This window comes from Bacteriovorax sp. BSW11_IV (assembly GCF_000447755.1).
GTDB lineage: Bacteria > Bdellovibrionota > Bacteriovoracia > Bacteriovoracales > Bacteriovoracaceae > BSW11-IV.
The window spans coordinates 21,723-40,831 of sequence record NZ_AUNE01000052.1 but is presented as its reverse complement, the minus strand read 5'-3'; the positions used below and the strand labels follow the sequence as shown (position 1 = coordinate 40,831).

Here is a 19,109-nt window from a genome sequence, read left to right as displayed (position 1 = left end):
TCTCTATTCCTCTTCACTAATATTAGAATTATCTTCTAAATAACTTTCTAAATTTATAATCATCTCTTTTATTTCATCTCTAACTCGACGATAGACTTCTAGTATCGATTCTTCATCGTTCATATTTGCAGTTAGCCTTGGTGGATCATCAAAACCAAGATGAATAATTTTTCCTCCTGCGAAAAACGGGCAGTTTTCATTAGCATCAGAACAAACGGTAATGACATAATCCATATGAATATTGGGCAGCTCTTCTGTTATTTTAGAATAGTGCTCTGACATATTAATTCCTAGCTCATTCATAACTGTAATGGCCCTTTGATTCATGCCATGTTTTTTAGTCCCTGCAGAGTAGAAACAAAACTTGTCCCCTTTTAAATTCTTCGCCCATGCTTCGGCCATTTGGGAGCGACAAGAGTTTCCTGTACATAAGAATAAAATGTTTTTCATACAATCCTTAAAAATGCTCCAAGATAGGGCATTCACTCAATGATGCGCTTTTATCTTCACAACAGCTTGCAAGGGCCTGTAAAGATTTTTTCATTCGCTTTAAGTCTTTTATTTTTTCATCTATCTCGATGATCTTTGATTCTGTTTTATTTAAGACATCGCTACATTTCGATTGTTTTTGAACACGAAGATTTAAAAGTTCTTTCACTTCGGACAAAGTAAACCCCAATTCCTGTGCTCTTTTTATAAATTGAATACGGGCCACATAGTCGTGGGGGTAATGGCGAAAACCACCATTTTTTAAGGGTTGTTTAATAAGCTCTTTATTTTCATAAAAGCGGATGGTCTCTACACCAACACCTGAAGCAGTGGCGAGTTTACCAATTGTTAATGATTTATTCATAGTGATAATATAAACTCCGTAGTATAGTACGGAGTCAATATATCAAAGAACTTGCCATAGAAGAAATTTTATCTATAAGGGATTCATTTTTAAGTCTTCCCTCTATGAACTGCGAGCGAATTGAGCTGACACTAAGACATCTTTCTTCTTTAACAACCAAAGACATAGTGCGCAAAACTTCTTTAAGAGATTCCATGGCATGAAATCCATCCCCAGCAGAACATACAAAAAGGAAAACTTCCTTACCAGGCATCCGTTCATCTGAAACAAGCCAATCGAGAGCATTTTTAAGCACACCTGGAACACCATGAGCATATTCAGGTGTGACGATGACGATATAATCTGCGCGACTAACTAATTCTTTAAATTGAAGAACCACTTCTGGAAAATGACCATCAGGAGTAAAATGCGGAAGATCACCCAGTGAAGGATAAATGATAAATTCAAACGGAGAAAAAAAGTCTTCTAGGGCGTTTAAAAACTGTCCATTAGAAGACCCAACTCTCAGACTACCGTTTAGTGCAATAATTCTTTTATGGCCCATTAGCGACTTCTACCATCGATTTTATGGACAGGTACAGATTCAAAATCAAAATCATCTAAGCAACGAAGATTTATCGCCCTTTTTGGTTCATCTGCACCCGGAGGATTGGCCTGTCCAAAAGGACCTACTCCACAGTTTTTACAAAATAGATGGTGAACAATTTTCTTATTGAATTGGTAATCACTTAGAGATTCTTCACCAGAAAGGAGTTTAAAATTACTCTCAGTCGTAAAGGCCAGAAGATGGCCCCTTTTGGTGCAGATTGAACAATTACAAGAGTAGGCTTCTTTAATATCTAAATCCACCTCAAATCGAATAGTGCCGCAATGACAGCTACCAAGGTATTTCATGATGACCTCACATATTTTAGAGTATTGTTACTATACTCTAAAACTGTGAGATAGATTGCACAAGAAAGTGTTTGTATTTTTAATTTTATTTTACAGGAACCCAAAATCGCATTTTGCGCGACTGTCCACCCACATCAATGATATCTTCTAAAACTCCGCCATTATTTTCAATCGTCTTTTGCGAACCCATATTTCCTTCATCGCAAGTGACTAATACTTGAGTTAAATGCGGTAAGTTAATCTTTACCCAGGATAAACTCTCTTTCAAAATGGCGGTGGCATATCCTTGCCTTCTAAAGCTTGGACAAACACCATAGCCAATATGACCTCCGGCCTTTAACAGGTAATCTGTGAGAGTATGACGAATAGAGGTTCTCCCAACAATTTCATTATTCTCATTGAAGGCAAAAAGAAAGGTACAAGGGATATGTCCTTTTGGAAGATGTAGACCACGACTGATTTCAGGAATAACTTCAATAAATCGTTCAAAATTTCCCTTAGCGAGAGAATCCCAATAATGAACGAAGTCAAAATTACTTTCCCAATTTTCGGCCATGGCCTTTTCTAAGAGAACTTTATCATCTAGGGTCAAATGTCTTAAGATTATTTTACTCATTACGTTTTATCTCTTTATGTTGATTTTTGTATCTATAGTAGTGCTAACGACTTGAACATTCCACTAACTTCTCTTCCAAGTTATTATTTATCAAATAAAAATTTACAAACTATAGAATTATAAAATTCATCTCGAATTCATTTCCAACCATTCTAATATGACTTTATTTGTCTTATCAGGACACTCTTGTTGTATCCAGTGACCACTCTCAATAGTTGTTTCACTAATGTTGGGTACATATTGTGAGATTCTTTCAAATTTAGGAATTAAATCTTTTTGTCCATAGATCATCAAAACGGGATGCTTAATAATAGAATCAACTTTTCCTAAGATATGCCAATTCCGATCTAGATTTCGATACCAATTTATACTTGGAGTAAATCCCGTTTTTTCAAAAGCTGAAATAAAAATATTAAGTTCCTCAGCACTCAAGATGGCCTCTCCTTGCGCTTTATTAGATGTTGCCAAGTCAATCATCATATTTGTATCAAGAGATGGAGAAGGTGCATTCTTTCGAAAAAGATTTGTGAAAAACTGTTCTACATTTTCATTTAGAATTTTATCCGCAACTCCTGGCCTTTTATTGAAGTGAACAAAGTAATACTCATCACCAAAGAATTTTTCCATCATTTGGACCCAAGGAAGTTCTCCCCTCTCCTGATAAGGAAGAGCTAAATTGATTTGCGCCACTACTCGCTCAGGATGTAAAAGACCCATTGCCCATACCACAGCAGAGCCCCAGTCATGCCCCATAAAAATAGATTTCTCATAACCATAATGATCTAGGATTCCTAATAAATCTTTGGTCAGATTGTCGATGTCATAGGCCAAGGTATCACTTGGGCATGAGGAATTCCCAAAACCTCTTTGATTGGGCACAATCACATGATAACCAGCTGCAACTAAGGCAGGTATTTGCGACCTCCACGAATAGGCATGCTCAGGCCATCCGTGGCATAGAACAATAGGTCTTTCCCTATTTTCTTCACCGGCCTCGAATACTTCGAGTTCAATATTATTAACAGCAATAATTTTAGGTTCTGGAAAATTTACTTTTTTTATCATCTCTCTCTCCTTTTTCTTATCATATAAAAAATTGTGTCATCATATGGCACATTTAATGCTAAGCTCATCACATGGGAAAAGGATCATTAAAAGAAAAGAAAGACAGACAAGAACAAATCGTTGCTTGCCTAAGATCAGAGAGTTTTTGGACGAGTGCTCGTTTATGTGATGAACTTGAAATTAGCTATCGAACACTCATGAGAGATCTTGCCGAACTCAAAGAGGCCGGAGTTCCTATCATCTCCGATAAAGGACGCGGTGGTGGTATTTCGATTGTGGGAAGATGGGGTCTAAATAATTTGCAACTTAGTAACTCTGAAGTCATAACTCTTTTAACTTCATTGGCCATAACAGAATCACTCAACTCTCCCCTTTTCACAGATAATATAAATTCAATAAAAAAAAGAATTTCATCCGCTTTTCCCATAGAGCAACAACAAGTCATTGCGAAAATAAGAAAACGAATTCTTATTGGTGATCATGCAACACATGATGTGCTTGAAAATTACCAGACACCAAAAAAAGATGTCTTAAAAGATTTGACCGATAGCTTTTTCAACTTCACCAAAATTCAAATAACTTATAAATCAGCGGCAGGCGAAATCACTGAGCGCCTTATTGAACCCCAAATGCTATGTCTTATTTATCCTATATGGTATTTTTTATGCTGGGATGATTTAAGAAAAGCAGAGCGCCTCTTTCGAATTGATCGCATCTTAACAACAAAAAGAACTAATATACATTTTAAGTTAAGAAATAAGGGAAAAATGATTGAAGGCGCTGGTGAATTCTTTCAAAAAATTTAGTGCCCTGACGTGGCCAATTATCCAACTGTCTGTGAATAGTGATGCCATAACCTATTAAATTTTTGTTGCGAAAAAAAATCTTCATTTATTTTTAATTTAATGACATAATATAAAAGGTTTCACGGAGAAGCCTGTCCGCCAAAAGAGTACCTCACTCCGTATCACTAAAAAATTTATTATTATTCATAAGATACAATCGGCGGTAGGTATCAGAGGATTTGTTATGAATAATTCTAGCCTGGCCTCCATTAAAATTAAGGCCAAACTTCTACAAAAGAAAAAAAACTCTCCAAACTATGCTTTAAAAGATGCATACGCAAGTATTGCAAAGGCCGCCGGATACTCAAATTGGAAAGAGATGAAAGATATGATTGTGATCTCTGATCTTTTAAATCCCCCTAGATGGAGTGCAATCTGGAAAGCGTGGTTTTCAAGTAAAACTGATGCCATAAAGCATTTAAAGGAAGATCATTTTCTCTTACCCTATCGAAAGCATTTTTTTATTTGCACTACTGATTACATTAATGCCTTGGGAATAAACTCTAATGACCCTGATTTAATAAAAATTGGTAATGACTGGACTTCTCCAAAAGATCAAGAAGCTTTTGAACGAATTTTAAAAAGAATTGAGAACAGAGAAAGTATAAAGTTTGAAAAATTTGAAGTTTAGATAAAAAGCCAGATGTGGATTAACATCTGGTTTTTTCTTAGTGCCCTGATGTGGGCACTTATCGAATTGCGATACTAAAACTTGAAGCTGTTTTTGAAAAATTCGTATTTAGAAGGTAAATGCTTTTTTAAAAGCTTAGGACTGACTATGAAGCAAGTTAGTGACTCCGCAAAGTCCTCGGCAAAGTTTGTGTACGCATAATCTGATATAAAACCATCATAAGGGCCCGCCACTCTTGATTGCCTAAATAGCTCAAGCCATTTTTTTGAAAAATCTAAATCACTTTTGGTTCCAACGATATGGGAAAACTCATGAATTGCTAGGCCAATCTTTTCTATAAAATTTAAGTATCGCCATTGGATGAAAAAAGTCCACTTCCCATTACCATAGAGCCCATTATCAGCGTTGATCATTGTAATTGGTCGACCAATCAAATAAGTATGAAATCTTTTAGGCATGATTTTCATCGCAAGAATAAAAGCATCTAGTTCTTCTTTTTCAAAATCGATCTGTTTATTCTCACAGTAATCACAATTCTTTCTCATCAAAAACTTACTCATATTAATTTGATATTTAGACTGCATGTAAATAAGTCTTAACAGAATATCTTCACGATGAAACATAAGGGCCTTTTTAAAGCACTCTTCAACAGAATCCTTACATACAATTGTCTTAGGCATAAGTTCATTGATTTGAGAAAGAAGCCCCTTACCTACAGTAGAGAAATATAGCTTTTTATAAAAAGGAGTATGCTTATATTTAGAAAGAAGATCCTGATAATACTTGGAAAAGACTTCATCTTCCACTTCACTCTCTAGCGACTTCACTTTACTTATGAGATCAGCTTCATCGTAGCTACTCCACTGCAATGCAATTCGACCATTATCTTGTAAATAAGAAGCGAACCTTAATGGACTAAAGATAAATGTACCTATGATTAAACATAGTTTGAGTAATTTCATCTCAGTATAATAGATGCAACTAGAAGATACAGTTAGCGAATGATACTTTTTATACTAACTGTAAAAAGATTTTACACAGAGCTTCGAGGTTGCTCCCACCTAAAGGTGTTTTTTCTGCACAATTTCAAAAAAAGGCAAAAAAAAACCAGATGTGGGTTAAACATCTGGTTTTTTATGGTGCCCCGACGTAGAAGTTTATCGAACTACAATTCTTAGGTATCAGACTGCACAACTTTCATAATTTTAAATACTTATTGAAAAAGAACTATTATCCCCAAAGTTATTGAGAATCCCTAATTATTAAATATAAGCCTTTGTTAAGAATAAAAGATCGTCATTACCGTCATTACCGTCACCCTTACCACTTCCTAGCGTGTAACTTTCATAAGGAATTATTGGCCGTATTTATCAAACATCACCAAACTCTTCAGCAAGAGTTAATATTGTTATGACACTACAAGAAGAAAACAATCTCAAAATATCTGCCTTTCCAAAAGTCTTATTTTCAATATAGCTCGACAACCGAACAAGAGCTGAAGCTGTAATAGCAAACGCAGGTACTCCTGTTAACTCTTTAATTTCTCTCAACCGACTTTCAACATTTCCTTTAAACCCCCCTGCAACAACTCCAAATGAATTCAAAGAAGATGACGGTCGTAATTCTTTATAATTTTTAATATAGTTTGAGCTTATTTTGGCGAAATCATTAGAGCCCAAAGAATAAGATGGCGACGCTTTAGTATCAATTAGCACGATTTCTTCACCTGATATATCTACAATTATATCTGTATAAGCACCTGTTCCCGCACTACGATGCTTTTGACCGATATGGGAGGCTTTAAAGTCTAAGATACCACCAAAGATCGAAGTGACAATTTTTTCAAACTCATTTGCTGTCTTTATCCCTCCGGTAGAGACCTCAATCAACCTCTCCTCATAACTAGAACGTGAATCTTTAAAATAATCATCTAAAACTTTTTCAATCTTTGTGTCAGCAAAACCATATTCATTCTTCATTAATGATATAAATTGTGATTTATCAAATTCAGCACCTGTCTCAGAAATAATTTTTAATAATGACCTTTTAATTTGAAGATACTCAGGGTCCTTCTTTGCAACCTCAACACTCCTGCCAAGCAATACCCTTGTATCCCTTTTATTATTTAGTTTTCCAAACTCTCTTTGAAATGCTTCATCTGAGACATTGCTATCTATATAGCCAGTTCCCTCTATCTCTTTTAAAAGATTTAATGAGTATTCTGTAGCACAATAAACTTTTACATTTGTCGCAAAAATGCTTTTATCAAATTCTGCAATAAGCCCACATGACTGCAAATAGTTTTTGCACGTATTCCCAATATCTTTCACATCAACTAATGCATTCTCTATTGTTCTACCAACTGTTTTATGAGTGTATAATAAGTCTTTATCATCAATCAGGTCTGATATTTCCAGTTTACCACTCCTAATCTTTAAAACTTTCTGAATACATAATTCTAAATCTGAATCACTATGTCCCCATATTACTGGTATAGAAAAATCATCGCTTTTTAAATACTCTATCCTTGGATCTCTTAAAAGTTTTAACACAAATTCGAAAGGCCTAACTTTAATATCAGGATTTATCTTAACATTCATACTCTTACTATAAACAGAGGGGTATTGAAGCCTCAGAAGCATTCTTTGAAGAATTGAAACAGGAGGCTCTCCATTAAGTATTTTTTCTCCAGCAATCGTTAAATGAATTGTTTTATCTGGCTTTGTAAAAACTAAACCTAACAGTTCCAGTTGCTTGTAATAGGTTCTCGGTCCACCACTTTTTGGATCATATTGATCGCCTACTCTTTTTAAGCCTGTCTCTTCCAGTAGCTTGCAAAATCGATCCTGAATATCTTGTTTTCCATGCCACTCATACTCAGAGTTTCTATTTAATTCATTAAATATAGAGACTAATTGAGATATCTTCCATGGATGAATTTTTCGAATATTTCTCGGAAACATCCACAAACGTCTACAACCATCTATATGAACCGCCATAACATCCCTAAAGTTAATTAAATATTATGACGATCTAATCGGTAAACAAAAAAAAAAGTTGAGTAACAGTGAAGAAATTTCAAAACCTTACAAAGCTTCCAGACGGAAGCTTCAGAAGCCTAAAAGGCTATGCTGGTGAGTCCATTATTAGTGGATTAGCAATGTATGCTGGCTACATGATATACATACAAGCCTGGCGAGACTCTAAATATGATCTAATTCTTGATCACGATGGCACCCTATTTAGATGCTCTGTAAAAACAACTTCAACATCCTCTGTCAATGTAACAACTGGTACAAGGAGTGGTCAACAAATTCAAAAAGATAAGGTTAAACCTCAACTCATAACCAGAAAGGATTGTGATGTTGTTATTGTTTATTCATTTAATACGAATTCAACCTATGTTGTTCCCTCAAGTTTTATTCAAGCCGTAAAAAGAGATAATATCTCATTAAACCTGCTGGAACCATTTAAAGACAAATGGAAAATCTTTAGGTGTAAGATCCCTAACAAACTGGCTCCAACTCAAGTCCAAATGAGAAATTTACTAAAAAGTAAAAATATCAAAATCAACTACAAGAAAAAACTTGATGGAATCAAATTCAAAGCAGGGGAAAACAAAAAGAGGATACACCTCCTACACTCCTACTACTCTAAACAACTAGAATAGCTTATTGATCCCAATCTTCCCACCTAGCATTTATTGATGGATATTCAACTCCTGCAAGACACTTTAAAACAGAGTTAAATAGAATCTCTGCCATTTTAGGAGAAACAGCCATACCTATTTGTTTCCTAACACTCTCTTTACTGCCCTCAAAAACAAAATCATCTGGAAAAGTTTGTAGCCTAGCTCTTTCCCTATTAGTTAAAGCCCTATCTTCATCCCAGTGATAGCCATGAGTACCACCTCCGCCACTACCAGTAATTGTATAAGATGGCTTATTCGGGTCTAACCTTTTATATATTTGGCTTAATCGTGTTTTCTTACTATTGATCCTTAAATGTTCAGGCATATCATCTTCGCAGTCCCAAACATTTTTCCCTGGTTTTATATACTTAAGTCGCTCTATAACTTGAGCTGATTGTTTTGTTAATTCATTATTATGGGCATCTTTCTTTATTCGAGGCTTATTTATTGCGTCCAACGAAGTAACAAAGTTTGTTGAATTATGCGTTGGTCTAGGCACCTTAAACCTAACACCTAAGTCCCTCCTAATGCCAATCATAATTATTCTATGCCTAGCTTGAGGAACACCATACTCTTCAAACTTGTATAAGTGAGGTACAATGTCGTAACCGTGCTTACCAGCCTGAGATAAATCAGACAAGATTGCTTTAAAAGCTTTTCCTTGGTTTGCACTAGCAAGACCTCCAACATTTTCCGCTAAAAAAAACACTGGATTAAATTTATTCAATACTTTAATGCCATAAGTATAAAGTGGTCCATATTCACCATTAAAACCCTTATGTTCTCCAACGATGCTGAAGTCATTGCATGGAAAGCCATAAGCAAATGCATCTACCGGAGTCAATTTATTAAAGTCGAACTCCCTAATGTCACCATGAAAAGTTTTTCCATGATCTTTCATTACATTTTTATAATATGTATGGCATGAGTCTAAATCGATATCATTAACCCACTCATGAGCAAATGACACTTTAATCCCATCAACCTCTAGAGATGCCTTAGATGCTCCTAAACCTAGCCCACCTGGTCCACTAAAAAACTCTCCATACCTTAGAGTTAATTCTTTTGACTTCTTCGATTTTAAAATTTTATTTATAGCAGTTTCCATGCATCCCCTTAATAGTTATTTGCTCTATATTTTAGACAATTCCAACCAGGTTCCTTGTAATCATTTAACTCAATTCTTCTCTTGTTTGGAAAACCCTCTTTTCCACTAGTGTAAGCCAGATTAAAAATCTTATTTGGGTTACCATCATACTTTTCATATAAATTTAAAAATTCTAACAATGATTTAGAACGAGTTCCCCCTGAAAGATAGTAGGTGCCATTCCAGCTTGTACCATCGCATGAAACCCCAGACTTCTCAACGCCGTCAAAAGACACTTTTTCAAAATTTTCAATTTTGAAAAATATCCATTGAGATGGGTTTGCTGGGCTAATATTTTCAACCCCATCAATTCTGAATGAGTTTTTTATTTCACTCCATGAATTAAGGTAGTCATATAGAGCATCTAAGCTCTCTAAGCAGTTTGCTAAATTTACTTTTGATAATTGTTGTCCCATACCAAAATAGTATGATACCAGGTAAGGAATGTCATGCTGCATCTAGTAATTAACTAAATAATTACGAAGCTGTAATACCGAAAATACCACTACTTTAAGCCCTACAACAGCAACGTGACGCATTAAAAAAACACTTTCTAGAAACAGCTGCCACCTTAACGCCGCTCATCATGATAAAAAATATTGTTTCCCTTTTATTCTTCAAATACTTCAACACCAGTAAATACACACATTTTATTAAAGCAAAAATGTCATCTCTAATGTTAAACCTATTAGGATTAAAGAATTGTAATTATGTTCAGTGATTTCCGTAGGATTTCGATTAAAAACCCTCTTCGCCTCACTACACCTCAAATGAAGTTTATTGGCAAGCTTAACCAACTTCTCATCCCTCTTATTAAGTTTATCAAATAACATTAGAGCTGATTCCACACAAACTTCACTAATCGTCTCTTTTTCAAGATCAATACTGGATATCTCTTTATCTATGCACAGAGCAAGCCTCATCAAAGTAACATCCATAACCTACCTCCTTTTTTACTTTCGAATTAGGTAAGAATTAAATATATGCCTTGCTCCATTTATTACTTTCCAACATGAACGCCCTACAATTTTTTCATTATCACGGATTCTGCTATACGCATTAATAGGCTTTGTTAGGTTTGCAACTAACATATCATTTACTTCATCTGCTGTTAGGTGCTTCACGAATCTATTTTCTATTAAATATTTCAAATATACAGACTCATAATCGAAAATACAGCCAGTAATGTTGATACTAAACAATGAGTCAAAACATGATAGCAGTGGATCCTTATTTATCTGATTGGTCGCTATAAGAAACTCCAAGCCTTCTTCAAATTCTTTTTGAGTTGGCCTTCTCAACTCATCTGCAATAAATGTTCTTTTTTCTTTTATACGGTATCCAGTTCCGATACTGCACATATCTAGCTCTTCGTTAGATGTAGGTATGTTATATGGTGGAACCTCATATGTTTTATAGTTGCTGCATGAAGAAAGAAATATAAGATTAGAAATTAGGATGGTACACTGAAACAACTCTTCTTTTAATAATGCATACACCTTTTTCATGATCTTCTTGTAAGCACTTATAACAAACATGTCTAATCCCTTCTCTACGCACTTGTGTAGACTCATAATAATATGAATTATACTTCTCGCTTATGATTTGCTCCCTAATTTGAGAAGTTATAATCTCACCAGATGGAATGAAGAAATAATCAAAATAATCAGTATAGTCCTCAACAATATCCAAATAATTCACTGTTTTATCAGAGTTAATGCATGAATAACTTTTATCTTTATTAATCTGACCAACTTCTACCATATGAGCAGCCTCCTCCATATACTCCTCAACAGGAATAAGGCTCGCATCTTTTTTCCTATCCCCATATCGGTACATATAGTGATTTTTTGGTAAATATCTATATCTAAATCCAGAGAACACAAAATATTTTCCTGCATCTTTGCTCAAAACCTTATCGTGTATCGTGGATATTTTTTCGTTAAGGTATAACTCTGTTCTAACAAAAACATACTTTCCGTCTCGTTTCATAAAACAAGGAACACTCTTTATCTCCATATTAATCTGATTAATATTATTTTTTGTGCTTTGAACTTTTGAATTAGAAACTCTTTTATTCACTTGCATCATACTAGTATTCTCTGAACCAAATATTAAATGCCTATAATAACCTACTTCATAATGATTAAGTCCTACAAAGTTAAAACCAGTATCAGAACTCACACAACCACCACCAACATCTTTATTTATGTCTTTACTTTCAGCTATCTTTTCAAGCTTCTTTTCCGATAATCCTTTCTCTATAATATTTATTAATGACGTATTATTTCCAGGAACAAGTGGTAGCTCCGGTTGCTTCCATGGTTTAAGCATAGAGCACCCTGAAATAACAAATATGTAAAACAACATAAGTAATCTCATGAGTGCACCTTTTGTTCTTATTCCATAGATCTAAGTATTTTCTTCTTATCAACCTTCGCTAATAATCTATCTGAAAGTGTAAAATCAAATGCTGCTCGCATGTCACTTAGTCGTACTTTCGCTACACTTCTGCACTCTCTAGAAATCTTATATTTCTCTGGTCCAGTTACTGGTTCTGTTCTCGTTTTACACATTGTATCTTTTGCAGAGACTTGAATTCCTGTTAAGTTTTTAATTTTAGTGATTGAAATATCTTCCTTTGAGAAATCTTGAAACTCTCCACTCTCACTTGAAATAATTTTTTTAACTAGGCTCTCCATCATTGTTGGTGCCATATTAATTAAGTCAAACTTTGCATTGGACTTCGCAGCCTCTTCAGCAACCTGCACTCCTTTTTCAATAGGATAGATTGATTTACCAACTCCCCATACGTAACCATCGCGAATTCCATTATCATTGAACCTGTCCGGAAACTCTCCATTAGAATACTTCACGCCTTGGCTTAGGTGAGACATCATTTTATCGTTCTCTTCGCTTTCCGCTTTAAATGGTCTACTTGCACAAGATGTAAATACACCTAAGATCATCATACTAATCAATAATTTCATACTGTCCTCCAATATTTTTATGATTCTTGCTTTGCTGTTTGAGATAAGCCTTTCTTTTTTGCAACGATTGATAGAACAGCTATAATTACCAGGAATAAAACAATAAATAATTTCTTACTAAAAAAGAAATTTACGACCAAGGCAAATATAATTAATCCAAAGTTCTTTATCTGGAATGATTCTCCTGCCATATCCTTCATTCTTAAGTAAGACATACCGATGAAAAGTATAAAAAATACAGCAACGGTGATACCTATTATTCCCCAGAAATGAGTTGCCAATGGGTGACCATCTCTCGGCCCAAAATACAACAACCAATTTATGATATCTTCTAGTCGATCGCGGTGAATTATCTCCATGACATCTTTAGCATGCATGTAGAACGTAACAGCACTCAATGCTAAAGTTATTAGCAAACCAGGGAATATAGATAATATGTACCCCTTCCTTCCGACTCCATTTTTAATACTCATTACTCCGACTCCTTTTTAATCTTTTTCTTCCTTAAAACAATTTCATATAGTCCTTGAGATTTAATTTCAGCTTGAACAACTTCTAATTCATCATCCAGAGTTCCTTCAGAAGCTCCAAATACCAAGAAGTCCAAACTACAACTAAAAAAGTCTGCAAGTATGATTAATTTACTCAATCCGACTTCGGTACCGAGTAGATAATTATGAAGTGAAGAGCGAGGGATACCAGTCGCCTTTGAAACGGCAGACATATTTGTCCCTTTTTCTTCAATAAGAAATGCTAGTCTTTCTTTAAACTCCATAATGAACCTCAAAGAATATTTTACTAACTGTTCAAGATTTAATTAGATTTATCCCATATCTGGACACTTATTTCTCTAATCATGACACTATTTGACTAGATTCTGAATTCTTAACAAAAAGCTTACTTAGATATGTTAATCCAGCAGAACAAAATAATGCTGCTGATGCTCCACTTATTATTGCTGTAACTGTACTTGTCCCCATAAGCATAACAAGAAGAACTGATAAAATTAGGTCAGACATAATATTATGTTTTAAAATCCAGTAGAATATTCTTGGGTTGCTATCCTTTAGCTTAATTAATAAAAGAGCGACTCCTAGAGTACTCATCCCACCAACAAATATGCCATTGGCGACAGTTCCTCCAAGTATCACAGCACCTACTCCTAAAGCTCCAATTGAATAATACGTAATATCGGTAAAATTATTTTTCATTTTTTTCTCCTTTTTGTACCTAAAATATCCACGTTTCGTGAATTACTGTACAATCTAGATGATAAAGTCTATTTTCTCTCTAAGTTTAAAGTACTTACCTTTCTGTTATTATTTTTAAAATGTTCTTTTTATTCCTGGTGTAGCATCGAATTTGGTACTCAATTACCATTTCCTTAATGAGTTAAAGCTTTTACTCACTAAGGTTTTTTATTTTTATTCTTGAGTAATCCATCCCTAACAGCATTGCATACTGTTCCCTCAGAGACATTTAATAACTTACTTATCTGCTTATAAGTGAACCCTTTTCTTCGCAACTCCAGAATTGAATCTGTTGGTCTCTCTTTCCTCCTTCCAATTTGCTTCCCTTTAGCTTTTGCATTAATCATTCCATTTTTTACTCTTTCAGATATTAACTGCCGCTCGAACTCACTTAAGCTTGCCAGTATTCGAAATATCAAACTCCCTACTGCTGATGTTGTATCAATATTCTCACTTATACTGATAAACTCAGTTCCTTTTTCCTTAAATACATCTAGCGCCTCAAGAAGATGCTTCATTGATCTAGCAAATCTTGAAAAACTATAAACTATAACAATATCCACTTCTCCCTTATCAACTCTATCCATCATTTCATTCAAGGCTGGGCGTGATTTTATTGCACCAGATATTCCAAAGTCTTCATAAACAACATAGTTCTTATGTCCTCGACTTTTACAGTATTCAATCAGAGCCCTTCTCTGCGACTGTAAACCGTTTTCCTGTAAACTAGTCGAGGTCCTACAGTAAATTGCAATTATCTTTTCCATCATTAACTCCTTCCCGCTTCGCGGGGGGCTAACTGTTTTCTTTAATATATTCTTTCACTGCTGAAACTTTGTAATAAGTTACACCATTATTAAAACTTACAATCTCACCATCTTCTTCCTCAGAGGATATCCAATCATTAAGTGCAATCCTGTAATCACATTCACAAAGCTCTTTTAATATCCTCAATGTCTCTACCTTTAACCAGGCTACAGAACATTCTTGTTCATAAGCTGACTCTAAATATTCATCAAAACTTTCTTCTTGATCAACTTCATCTATATCTAAAAGAAGCTCTTTAATTATCCAGTCCGTTCCCCATTCAACACCGACACCATCTAGATGTCTCATTAAGTCATCACTGCCACATTTACTACATCTACCGGAAGGACAAATGACATAGCATCCATAACAGAACGGTTCACTTTTCTGAAAAGCAATCTCATTCAATTTCTCTAGAAATTCTTCGTTCATAATCTCTCCATAAAACCCCTAGTCGGAACTAGGGGAAACTGAAATCTATTCTAATTACTGTATGAATCTCACTAACAAGCTATTTTTCTTCTTCCTAATTCGATTAATTTCAATAATTGCTCCAGTAACAATTAATCCAATTCCAACAAGTGGATATCTACGTACAACTTGAACAGTAAGATATGGAACTGCTCTATAGATCAACAGTTCCATACATAGCTCATTACTTTGCTTCACTCTTTATTCCCATAACACCTCCTATGCTAAAGAATAGACCTCAGTTATTTATCTTTAGAATCTAAAAATAGAACTCTTTTTGCTCTAACCTCACATGACTCATGTTTATTACCATCCTTGTCTTCCCATGAGTTTTTAACAATCTCACAATCAACAAGAACTAGTCTTCCTTTTGCCAGATAACTAGAACAAAGTTCAGCTAGCTTATTCCAACAAACAACTTTATGCCATGTAACCTTCTCCTCTTCTTGACCATTATTGCTCAACCATTTCCCATTCGTGGCCACAGAGAAACTACAAATAAAGTCACCCTTTTGAGTTCTTTTCAATTCAGGATCACTTCCTAATCGTCCAACTAAAATAGTATTACTAAACATACATACCTCCATACGTTTGTTGATATAGCTTTGCCCTAAATGGCGAAGCCAATTATTCATAAATTAATGTTTTATGATTCGCCTTATGGCGATTGTTTGACACAGCTGTGCTGTTATATTCGAATGGCGATAGCCTGAGAATTCATTGAGCGTTAGCGAAATGCGGAGCGGTAGCGGAGCTTATGCAGCCTTTAATTCCTCAACCCTTTTTAAGTGCTGATATCTCTCTTTTAATGAGAAGTAAGTCTGTTTATACATTGGATTAATTCTAAGACATCCACTCCATAATACATCCATAATTTGTTGTAATTCATCTAAGCTAAGTAAATGAACTTCAACGAGATCACCATCATTAACATTTTGAATGAACTTTAATGCATTAACTCCACCATTACTCAAAAGCTCATCTGACTTTAATTTCCTGTAAAGAGATTTCAACTTGAAGTATGTAATCTTATCCTCAATTCTTTCCCCCTTCTTCTCTGCTAACCAAAGAACCTGTTTAATCAACTCAATACTTTCCTTCTCAATGTCATTAAAAGACGCTTCCTTCTTATTAAGTTTATCAATGAACCCTCTTGCCTCTTTAAACTTTTCATCAAATTCATTTTTTGTCTGAGTTACTTTCTTTTCTATTCTCTGGATTTTATGAATGTTACGATTCTCTTCTTCTTCAGCTTTTAGCTCTTCTAATCTTGCCTTAGTCATCTCCCAGTGGCCCAGAGCTACTCTATCTATCATCAAGTCAGTTCCATACAAAACCTCTTCTTTGATTAAGCTATCAATTGAGTCATAAATACTCTTCTCCATTCCTGAACAAGCTTCATAATCCGGTATAGCAAGTAAGATATTCTGATAATCACTGGATAAAGGAGTTAACTTTTTACGCTCTCCTTTTCTGTAGATTCTAGAGCCAACAATTTCACTTAAAGGCAACCCATAAAAAACAATGCGTGTTGTTTTACATAGTTCGATTCCTTTTAATTTCAGATAAACGGTTAAGCCCTCTGGGTCTAAAATCTTGCTCGTACCTACTTGAACCTTACTTCCAATTGCTTTCCACTTTTCAACAGCATCTCCATTTTTAGTAAACTCAACTCCAGATAAAAATTGTACATAACCAGTTACATACTCTTGAACCTCTTCCTTCGGGTAAGAAACCTTAGTCGGTGATTCAAAGTAGCTTGTTGCTAACTCCTCTAACTTTGCCAATTCCTCTACTTCAGGTTCACCCTGTGAAAGCCAATCCTGATCTTGCTTAATCCTTCTTTCAATCTCTTTTTCATCTGCAAGGTCATAAATAAACCTCTCATCAAGGAAATCTTGTGTTCCTTCTTCCGGTAAAACATAAAAAAACTCACATAAAATCTCTTCTAGTTCATTACTAAGCATAGTTTCCTCCTCGCTTAAGTTAATTTGAATTTCTTTTACTGGTTTAATAGATGAAGTCATAAAATCCTCCTTTTAGATAAACGACCCCGGTACCTCGAAACAAAGAAGACTTCCTGGGTATGTTTTCAAATGACACCAATCTAGGTGCGAAGAGTCGGATTTTTCGAAATCTGAAATTTATTTTTGAAATTTTTCATCTCTCATAAAATGATTAGTATCTGTCGTCACAATCGTCATTAACGTCTTGCCTCTTGCTCTCTTGCCTATTTTTTTCCTATTTGGTAAAAATAAAATGATCTTTACAACTCACAGAGGTTATAATGAAGACAGTTAAAGAACTGAGAACTAATCTAAAAAATGCTTTACGCAGAGTCGATAATCAGCGAGAAACAAATCCGGCAGGTGAGTTCTGTCTTCTACTTAAGCAATTGTTAACATCAAGACATTACAAAAATGAAATTCAGACTATTGTTAGACATATAGAATTAAAAGATCGTGAGCTTGAAAGTAAACCCGACTGGTTTGCAAACTTCATGGACAACAAAAAGTTTCGTATTTCTCAAGCAGACTTCTTAAAAAACACAAAGGTTCCCTTTCCAGGCTATCTTGATGCCCTGTATCTCTTGTACGCAATATCTTTATTAAAGAAAGTCCCCTTAAATAAACTAATAGAAGTTTTAAATTTACGCCTCTCAAATCAATTTCAGCTTATCAAACATTTCGATCTAGACTCAAAGTATAACTATATAAGTAAAATTAATCTTATTGGACAAGCTAGCCAAAGCCCAGTCGTTTCAGATCAATTTGAGGATCATGAGGGATTATTAGAACTACTTAATATTAACAAGCAAGAGAGAGAACTAATTGAAAGCTTTATTCAAGAGATGCACGATGATCAAGTTATTTCAACAAACTCAATCATTCAGGGTGTGTGCGTTTCTCCTTTTTATCTAAATATTCTAAAAACTAGAACGAAAAACTACATTGATCTTTGGCTCAACATAACAGAAACTAGTACATTTTCCATTGACTCTTATACATCTTTCTTCGAATTAAGTGGCATTATTGATGGAATATGGAACGATAACAAAAGAACAAGACTATTCTTAGAGCTTAAAAATGAATCAAAATTTCATGAGCTTCAGCATAAACTATCTTCTTTTATCAGAAATAAAATCTTAGAACATCTTCATAAAAATAGACAACAAGAACCAAGTGATGAAAGAGTTTCAGTTTGGAAATCAACAATAGACCAAGCGCTTAATAAGATGACAAATATAATTAGCAAATCACTATTTGATAAAGTGCAAGTTTCATTCTACTTCAATTACTCATCATCAAGCGCATCTCATCAATGTGCATTAAAAACAATATTCAACATTATTGCTCCTGTCATATTAGAAATAAGCACAATTTCACCACAAACGATACAAGACCTAACTACAGAACTTACAAATTTATATGAAAAAAACTTAAGATATCCTCTCGATCGAGAAGCAAAAGCAGAACTTCTATCAATGGTAATTTTTGAAGTAAACGCATCTCATTTCTCATTTTACCCTCAAGATTTATATGATTTATTTGAAGATTATTTTAACGATTCACACCGATACCAACATCTCAACAATATCGTTATATCATCATTTGAACGACTCAAGGGAAATGAAAACCTTTTAATAACACTACAAAATCAACTAATAGCTTCTCTAAAGAAAGATATCTCATTGGTCAAAAAAGTTGATCTCTACGACTTATCAAATAGTTAAAGACCTCGTGGAGGTCAACAGGCTCCACAACTAAAATTCTGAAAAACCTTTTCTCCTATCGTAACTAGTTAGATCTCTAAAACAAGTTAGAGAATTAACTATGACAGGAGAAAATT

Annotated in this window: 26 protein-coding genes; 4 read left to right on the top strand and 22 right to left on the bottom strand. The window is 34.6% G+C overall.

Going from position 1 to position 19,109, the window contains the following annotated elements; genetic code table 11:
* Positions 1–3: 3 nt before the first annotated feature.
* From M899_RS14940 to M899_RS14915, 6 genes are all read right to left on the bottom strand, one after another.
* Entirely contained in the window at positions 4–450 is a 447-nt protein-coding gene (locus M899_RS14940; RefSeq protein ID WP_021272365.1) for an arsenate reductase ArsC, read from the bottom strand.
* A gap of 7 nt (positions 451–457) precedes the next feature.
* Positions 458–853, bottom strand: a complete 396-nt coding sequence (locus M899_RS14935; RefSeq protein WP_021272293.1) for a MerR family DNA-binding protein — start codon at positions 851–853, stop codon at positions 458–460.
* Between the two features lie 34 nt (positions 854–887).
* The gene (locus M899_RS14930; protein ID WP_021272317.1) at positions 888–1,397 is read right to left on the bottom strand and encodes an NADPH-dependent FMN reductase; all 510 of its coding nucleotides are present in this window, start codon (positions 1,395–1,397) and stop codon (positions 888–890) included.
* Entirely contained in the window at positions 1,397–1,747 is a 351-nt protein-coding gene (locus M899_RS14925) for a GFA family protein (protein WP_034729780.1), read from the bottom strand. Before M899_RS14925 ends, M899_RS14930 begins: the two co-directional genes overlap by 1 nt.
* An 85-nt stretch (positions 1,748–1,832) precedes the next feature.
* Complete coding sequence (locus M899_RS14920) at positions 1,833–2,363, bottom strand: GNAT family N-acetyltransferase (RefSeq protein ID WP_021272460.1); 531 nt, start codon at positions 2,361–2,363, stop codon at positions 1,833–1,835.
* 126 nt (positions 2,364–2,489) lie between these two features.
* Positions 2,490–3,428 (bottom strand): alpha/beta fold hydrolase, encoded by a 939-nt coding sequence (locus tag M899_RS14915; RefSeq protein WP_021272290.1) that lies wholly within the window; start codon positions 3,426–3,428, stop codon positions 2,490–2,492.
* A 71-nt stretch (positions 3,429–3,499) separates the two neighbouring features.
* Between M899_RS14915 and M899_RS14910 the strand changes: the two genes are divergently transcribed.
* Both M899_RS14910 and M899_RS14905 read left to right on the top strand, forming a co-directional pair.
* A complete protein-coding gene (locus tag M899_RS14910; RefSeq protein WP_021272425.1) occupies positions 3,500–4,234 on the top strand; it encodes a helix-turn-helix transcriptional regulator in 735 nt (244 codons plus the stop codon).
* Positions 4,235–4,457: 223 nt separating this feature from the next.
* Entirely contained in the window at positions 4,458–4,904 is a 447-nt protein-coding gene (locus tag M899_RS14905) for a hypothetical protein (RefSeq protein WP_021272368.1), read from the top strand.
* Between the two features lie 74 nt (positions 4,905–4,978).
* Here the strand turns inward: M899_RS14905 and M899_RS14900 are convergent, their stop codons facing one another.
* On the bottom strand, positions 4,979–5,866 hold the full coding sequence (locus M899_RS14900; RefSeq protein WP_155897236.1) for a hypothetical protein: 888 nt from the start codon (positions 5,864–5,866) through the stop codon (positions 4,979–4,981).
* Between the two features lie 408 nt (positions 5,867–6,274).
* Positions 6,275–7,903 (bottom strand): restriction endonuclease FokI C-terminal domain-containing protein, encoded by a 1,629-nt coding sequence (locus M899_RS14895; protein ID WP_034729774.1) that lies wholly within the window; start codon positions 7,901–7,903, stop codon positions 6,275–6,277.
* Positions 7,904–7,971: 68 nt separating this feature from the next.
* On the opposite strand from M899_RS14895, the gene M899_RS14890 reads away from it, so the two are divergent.
* The gene (locus M899_RS14890) at positions 7,972–8,574 is read left to right on the top strand and encodes a group I intron-associated PD-(D/E)XK endonuclease (RefSeq protein ID WP_034729770.1); all 603 of its coding nucleotides are present in this window, start codon (positions 7,972–7,974) and stop codon (positions 8,572–8,574) included.
* A 1-nt stretch (position 8,575) separates the two neighbouring features.
* Here the strand turns inward: M899_RS14890 and M899_RS14885 are convergent, their stop codons facing one another.
* The 14 genes from M899_RS14885 to M899_RS14825 form a co-directional block, all read right to left on the bottom strand.
* Positions 8,576–9,703, bottom strand: a complete 1,128-nt coding sequence (locus M899_RS14885) for a DNA cytosine methyltransferase (RefSeq protein WP_021272354.1) — start codon at positions 9,701–9,703, stop codon at positions 8,576–8,578.
* A gap of 8 nt (positions 9,704–9,711) precedes the next feature.
* Positions 9,712–10,158, bottom strand: coding sequence for a hypothetical protein (locus M899_RS14880; protein WP_034729768.1), 447 nt, complete (start codon positions 10,156–10,158; stop codon positions 9,712–9,714).
* Positions 10,159–10,395: 237 nt separating this feature from the next.
* Positions 10,396–10,680 (bottom strand): hypothetical protein, encoded by a 285-nt coding sequence (locus tag M899_RS14875; protein WP_021272459.1) that lies wholly within the window; start codon positions 10,678–10,680, stop codon positions 10,396–10,398.
* A gap of 15 nt (positions 10,681–10,695) precedes the next feature.
* Positions 10,696–11,250 (bottom strand): hypothetical protein, encoded by a 555-nt coding sequence (locus M899_RS14870; protein WP_155897235.1) that lies wholly within the window; start codon positions 11,248–11,250, stop codon positions 10,696–10,698.
* Positions 11,189–12,076 (bottom strand): hypothetical protein, encoded by an 888-nt coding sequence (locus M899_RS14865; protein WP_155897234.1) that lies wholly within the window; start codon positions 12,074–12,076, stop codon positions 11,189–11,191. The genes M899_RS14870 and M899_RS14865 overlap by 62 nt, the downstream gene beginning before the upstream one ends.
* A gap of 65 nt (positions 12,077–12,141) precedes the next feature.
* Positions 12,142–12,732 (bottom strand): hypothetical protein, encoded by a 591-nt coding sequence (locus M899_RS14860; RefSeq protein WP_021272302.1) that lies wholly within the window; start codon positions 12,730–12,732, stop codon positions 12,142–12,144.
* A gap of 17 nt (positions 12,733–12,749) precedes the next feature.
* Positions 12,750–13,205 (bottom strand): hypothetical protein, encoded by a 456-nt coding sequence (locus M899_RS14855; RefSeq protein WP_034729763.1) that lies wholly within the window; start codon positions 13,203–13,205, stop codon positions 12,750–12,752.
* Complete coding sequence (locus tag M899_RS14850) at positions 13,205–13,507, bottom strand: helix-turn-helix domain-containing protein (RefSeq protein ID WP_021272306.1); 303 nt, start codon at positions 13,505–13,507, stop codon at positions 13,205–13,207. Before M899_RS14850 ends, M899_RS14855 begins: the two co-directional genes overlap by 1 nt.
* A 79-nt stretch (positions 13,508–13,586) precedes the next feature.
* On the bottom strand, positions 13,587–13,943 hold the full coding sequence (locus M899_RS14845) for a hypothetical protein (protein WP_021272393.1): 357 nt from the start codon (positions 13,941–13,943) through the stop codon (positions 13,587–13,589).
* Between the two features lie 197 nt (positions 13,944–14,140).
* Positions 14,141–14,749, bottom strand: coding sequence for a recombinase family protein (locus M899_RS14840; RefSeq protein WP_021272342.1), 609 nt, complete (start codon positions 14,747–14,749; stop codon positions 14,141–14,143).
* Between the two features lie 28 nt (positions 14,750–14,777).
* Positions 14,778–15,221: a hypothetical protein gene (locus tag M899_RS14835; protein WP_021272439.1), complete on the bottom strand. Its 444-nt coding sequence runs from the start codon at positions 15,219–15,221 to the stop codon at positions 14,778–14,780.
* A 54-nt stretch (positions 15,222–15,275) separates the two neighbouring features.
* Entirely contained in the window at positions 15,276–15,458 is a 183-nt protein-coding gene (locus M899_RS18460; RefSeq protein ID WP_155897233.1) for a hypothetical protein, read from the bottom strand.
* A gap of 44 nt (positions 15,459–15,502) precedes the next feature.
* Positions 15,503–15,835 (bottom strand): single-stranded DNA-binding protein, encoded by a 333-nt coding sequence (locus tag M899_RS14830; RefSeq protein ID WP_021272434.1) that lies wholly within the window; start codon positions 15,833–15,835, stop codon positions 15,503–15,505.
* Positions 15,836–16,015: 180 nt separating this feature from the next.
* On the bottom strand, positions 16,016–17,287 hold the full coding sequence (locus tag M899_RS14825; protein ID WP_021272420.1) for a hypothetical protein: 1,272 nt from the start codon (positions 17,285–17,287) through the stop codon (positions 16,016–16,018).
* Between the two features lie 260 nt (positions 17,288–17,547).
* On the opposite strand from M899_RS14825, the gene M899_RS14820 reads away from it, so the two are divergent.
* Positions 17,548–18,993, top strand: a complete 1,446-nt coding sequence (locus tag M899_RS14820; protein ID WP_021272335.1) for a hypothetical protein — start codon at positions 17,548–17,550, stop codon at positions 18,991–18,993.
* Positions 18,994–19,109 lie beyond the last annotated feature (116 nt).

What these genes read in the sequence shown, in the direction of transcription:
- M899_RS14885 (WP_021272354.1), bottom strand. Translation starts at nt 9,703, where the DNA reads ATGGAAACTGCTATAAATAAAATTTTAAAATCGAAGAAGTCAAAAGAA.
- M899_RS14820 (WP_021272335.1), top strand. Translation starts at nt 17,548, where the DNA reads ATGAAGACAGTTAAAGAACTGAGAACTAATCTAAAAAATGCTTTACGC.
- M899_RS14835 (WP_021272439.1), bottom strand. Translation starts at nt 15,221, where the DNA reads ATGAACGAAGAATTTCTAGAGAAATTGAATGAGATTGCTTTTCAGAAA.
- M899_RS14845 (WP_021272393.1), bottom strand. Translation starts at nt 13,943, where the DNA reads ATGAAAAATAATTTTACCGATATTACGTATTATTCAATTGGAGCTTTA.
- M899_RS14940 (WP_021272365.1), bottom strand. Translation starts at nt 450, where the DNA reads ATGAAAAACATTTTATTCTTATGTACAGGAAACTCTTGTCGCTCCCAA.
- M899_RS14925 (WP_034729780.1), bottom strand. Translation starts at nt 1,747, where the DNA reads ATGAAATACCTTGGTAGCTGTCATTGCGGCACTATTCGATTTGAGGTG.
- M899_RS14920 (WP_021272460.1), bottom strand. Translation starts at nt 2,363, where the DNA reads ATGAGTAAAATAATCTTAAGACATTTGACCCTAGATGATAAAGTTCTC.
- M899_RS14880 (WP_034729768.1), bottom strand. Translation starts at nt 10,158, where the DNA reads ATGGGACAACAATTATCAAAAGTAAATTTAGCAAACTGCTTAGAGAGC.
- M899_RS14860 (WP_021272302.1), bottom strand. Translation starts at nt 12,732, where the DNA reads ATGAAATTATTGATTAGTATGATGATCTTAGGTGTATTTACATCTTGT.
- M899_RS14930 (WP_021272317.1), bottom strand. Translation starts at nt 1,397, where the DNA reads ATGGGCCATAAAAGAATTATTGCACTAAACGGTAGTCTGAGAGTTGGG.
- M899_RS14840 (WP_021272342.1), bottom strand. Translation starts at nt 14,749, where the DNA reads ATGGAAAAGATAATTGCAATTTACTGTAGGACCTCGACTAGTTTACAG.
- M899_RS14870 (WP_155897235.1), bottom strand. Translation starts at nt 11,250, where the DNA reads ATGAAAAAGGTGTATGCATTATTAAAAGAAGAGTTGTTTCAGTGTACC.
- M899_RS14830 (WP_021272434.1), bottom strand. Translation starts at nt 15,835, where the DNA reads ATGTTTAGTAATACTATTTTAGTTGGACGATTAGGAAGTGATCCTGAA.
- M899_RS14895 (WP_034729774.1), bottom strand. Translation starts at nt 7,903, where the DNA reads ATGGCGGTTCATATAGATGGTTGTAGACGTTTGTGGATGTTTCCGAGA.
- M899_RS14905 (WP_021272368.1), top strand. Translation starts at nt 4,458, where the DNA reads ATGAATAATTCTAGCCTGGCCTCCATTAAAATTAAGGCCAAACTTCTA.
- M899_RS14935 (WP_021272293.1), bottom strand. Translation starts at nt 853, where the DNA reads ATGAATAAATCATTAACAATTGGTAAACTCGCCACTGCTTCAGGTGTT.
- M899_RS14855 (WP_034729763.1), bottom strand. Translation starts at nt 13,205, where the DNA reads ATGAGTATTAAAAATGGAGTCGGAAGGAAGGGGTACATATTATCTATA.
- M899_RS14825 (WP_021272420.1), bottom strand. Translation starts at nt 17,287, where the DNA reads ATGACTTCATCTATTAAACCAGTAAAAGAAATTCAAATTAACTTAAGC.
- M899_RS14910 (WP_021272425.1), top strand. Translation starts at nt 3,500, where the DNA reads ATGGGAAAAGGATCATTAAAAGAAAAGAAAGACAGACAAGAACAAATC.
- M899_RS14915 (WP_021272290.1), bottom strand. Translation starts at nt 3,428, where the DNA reads ATGATAAAAAAAGTAAATTTTCCAGAACCTAAAATTATTGCTGTTAAT.
- M899_RS14850 (WP_021272306.1), bottom strand. Translation starts at nt 13,507, where the DNA reads ATGGAGTTTAAAGAAAGACTAGCATTTCTTATTGAAGAAAAAGGGACA.
- M899_RS14900 (WP_155897236.1), bottom strand. Translation starts at nt 5,866, where the DNA reads ATGAAATTACTCAAACTATGTTTAATCATAGGTACATTTATCTTTAGT.
- M899_RS14875 (WP_021272459.1), bottom strand. Translation starts at nt 10,680, where the DNA reads ATGGATGTTACTTTGATGAGGCTTGCTCTGTGCATAGATAAAGAGATA.
- M899_RS14865 (WP_155897234.1), bottom strand. Translation starts at nt 12,076, where the DNA reads ATGCTTAAACCATGGAAGCAACCGGAGCTACCACTTGTTCCTGGAAAT.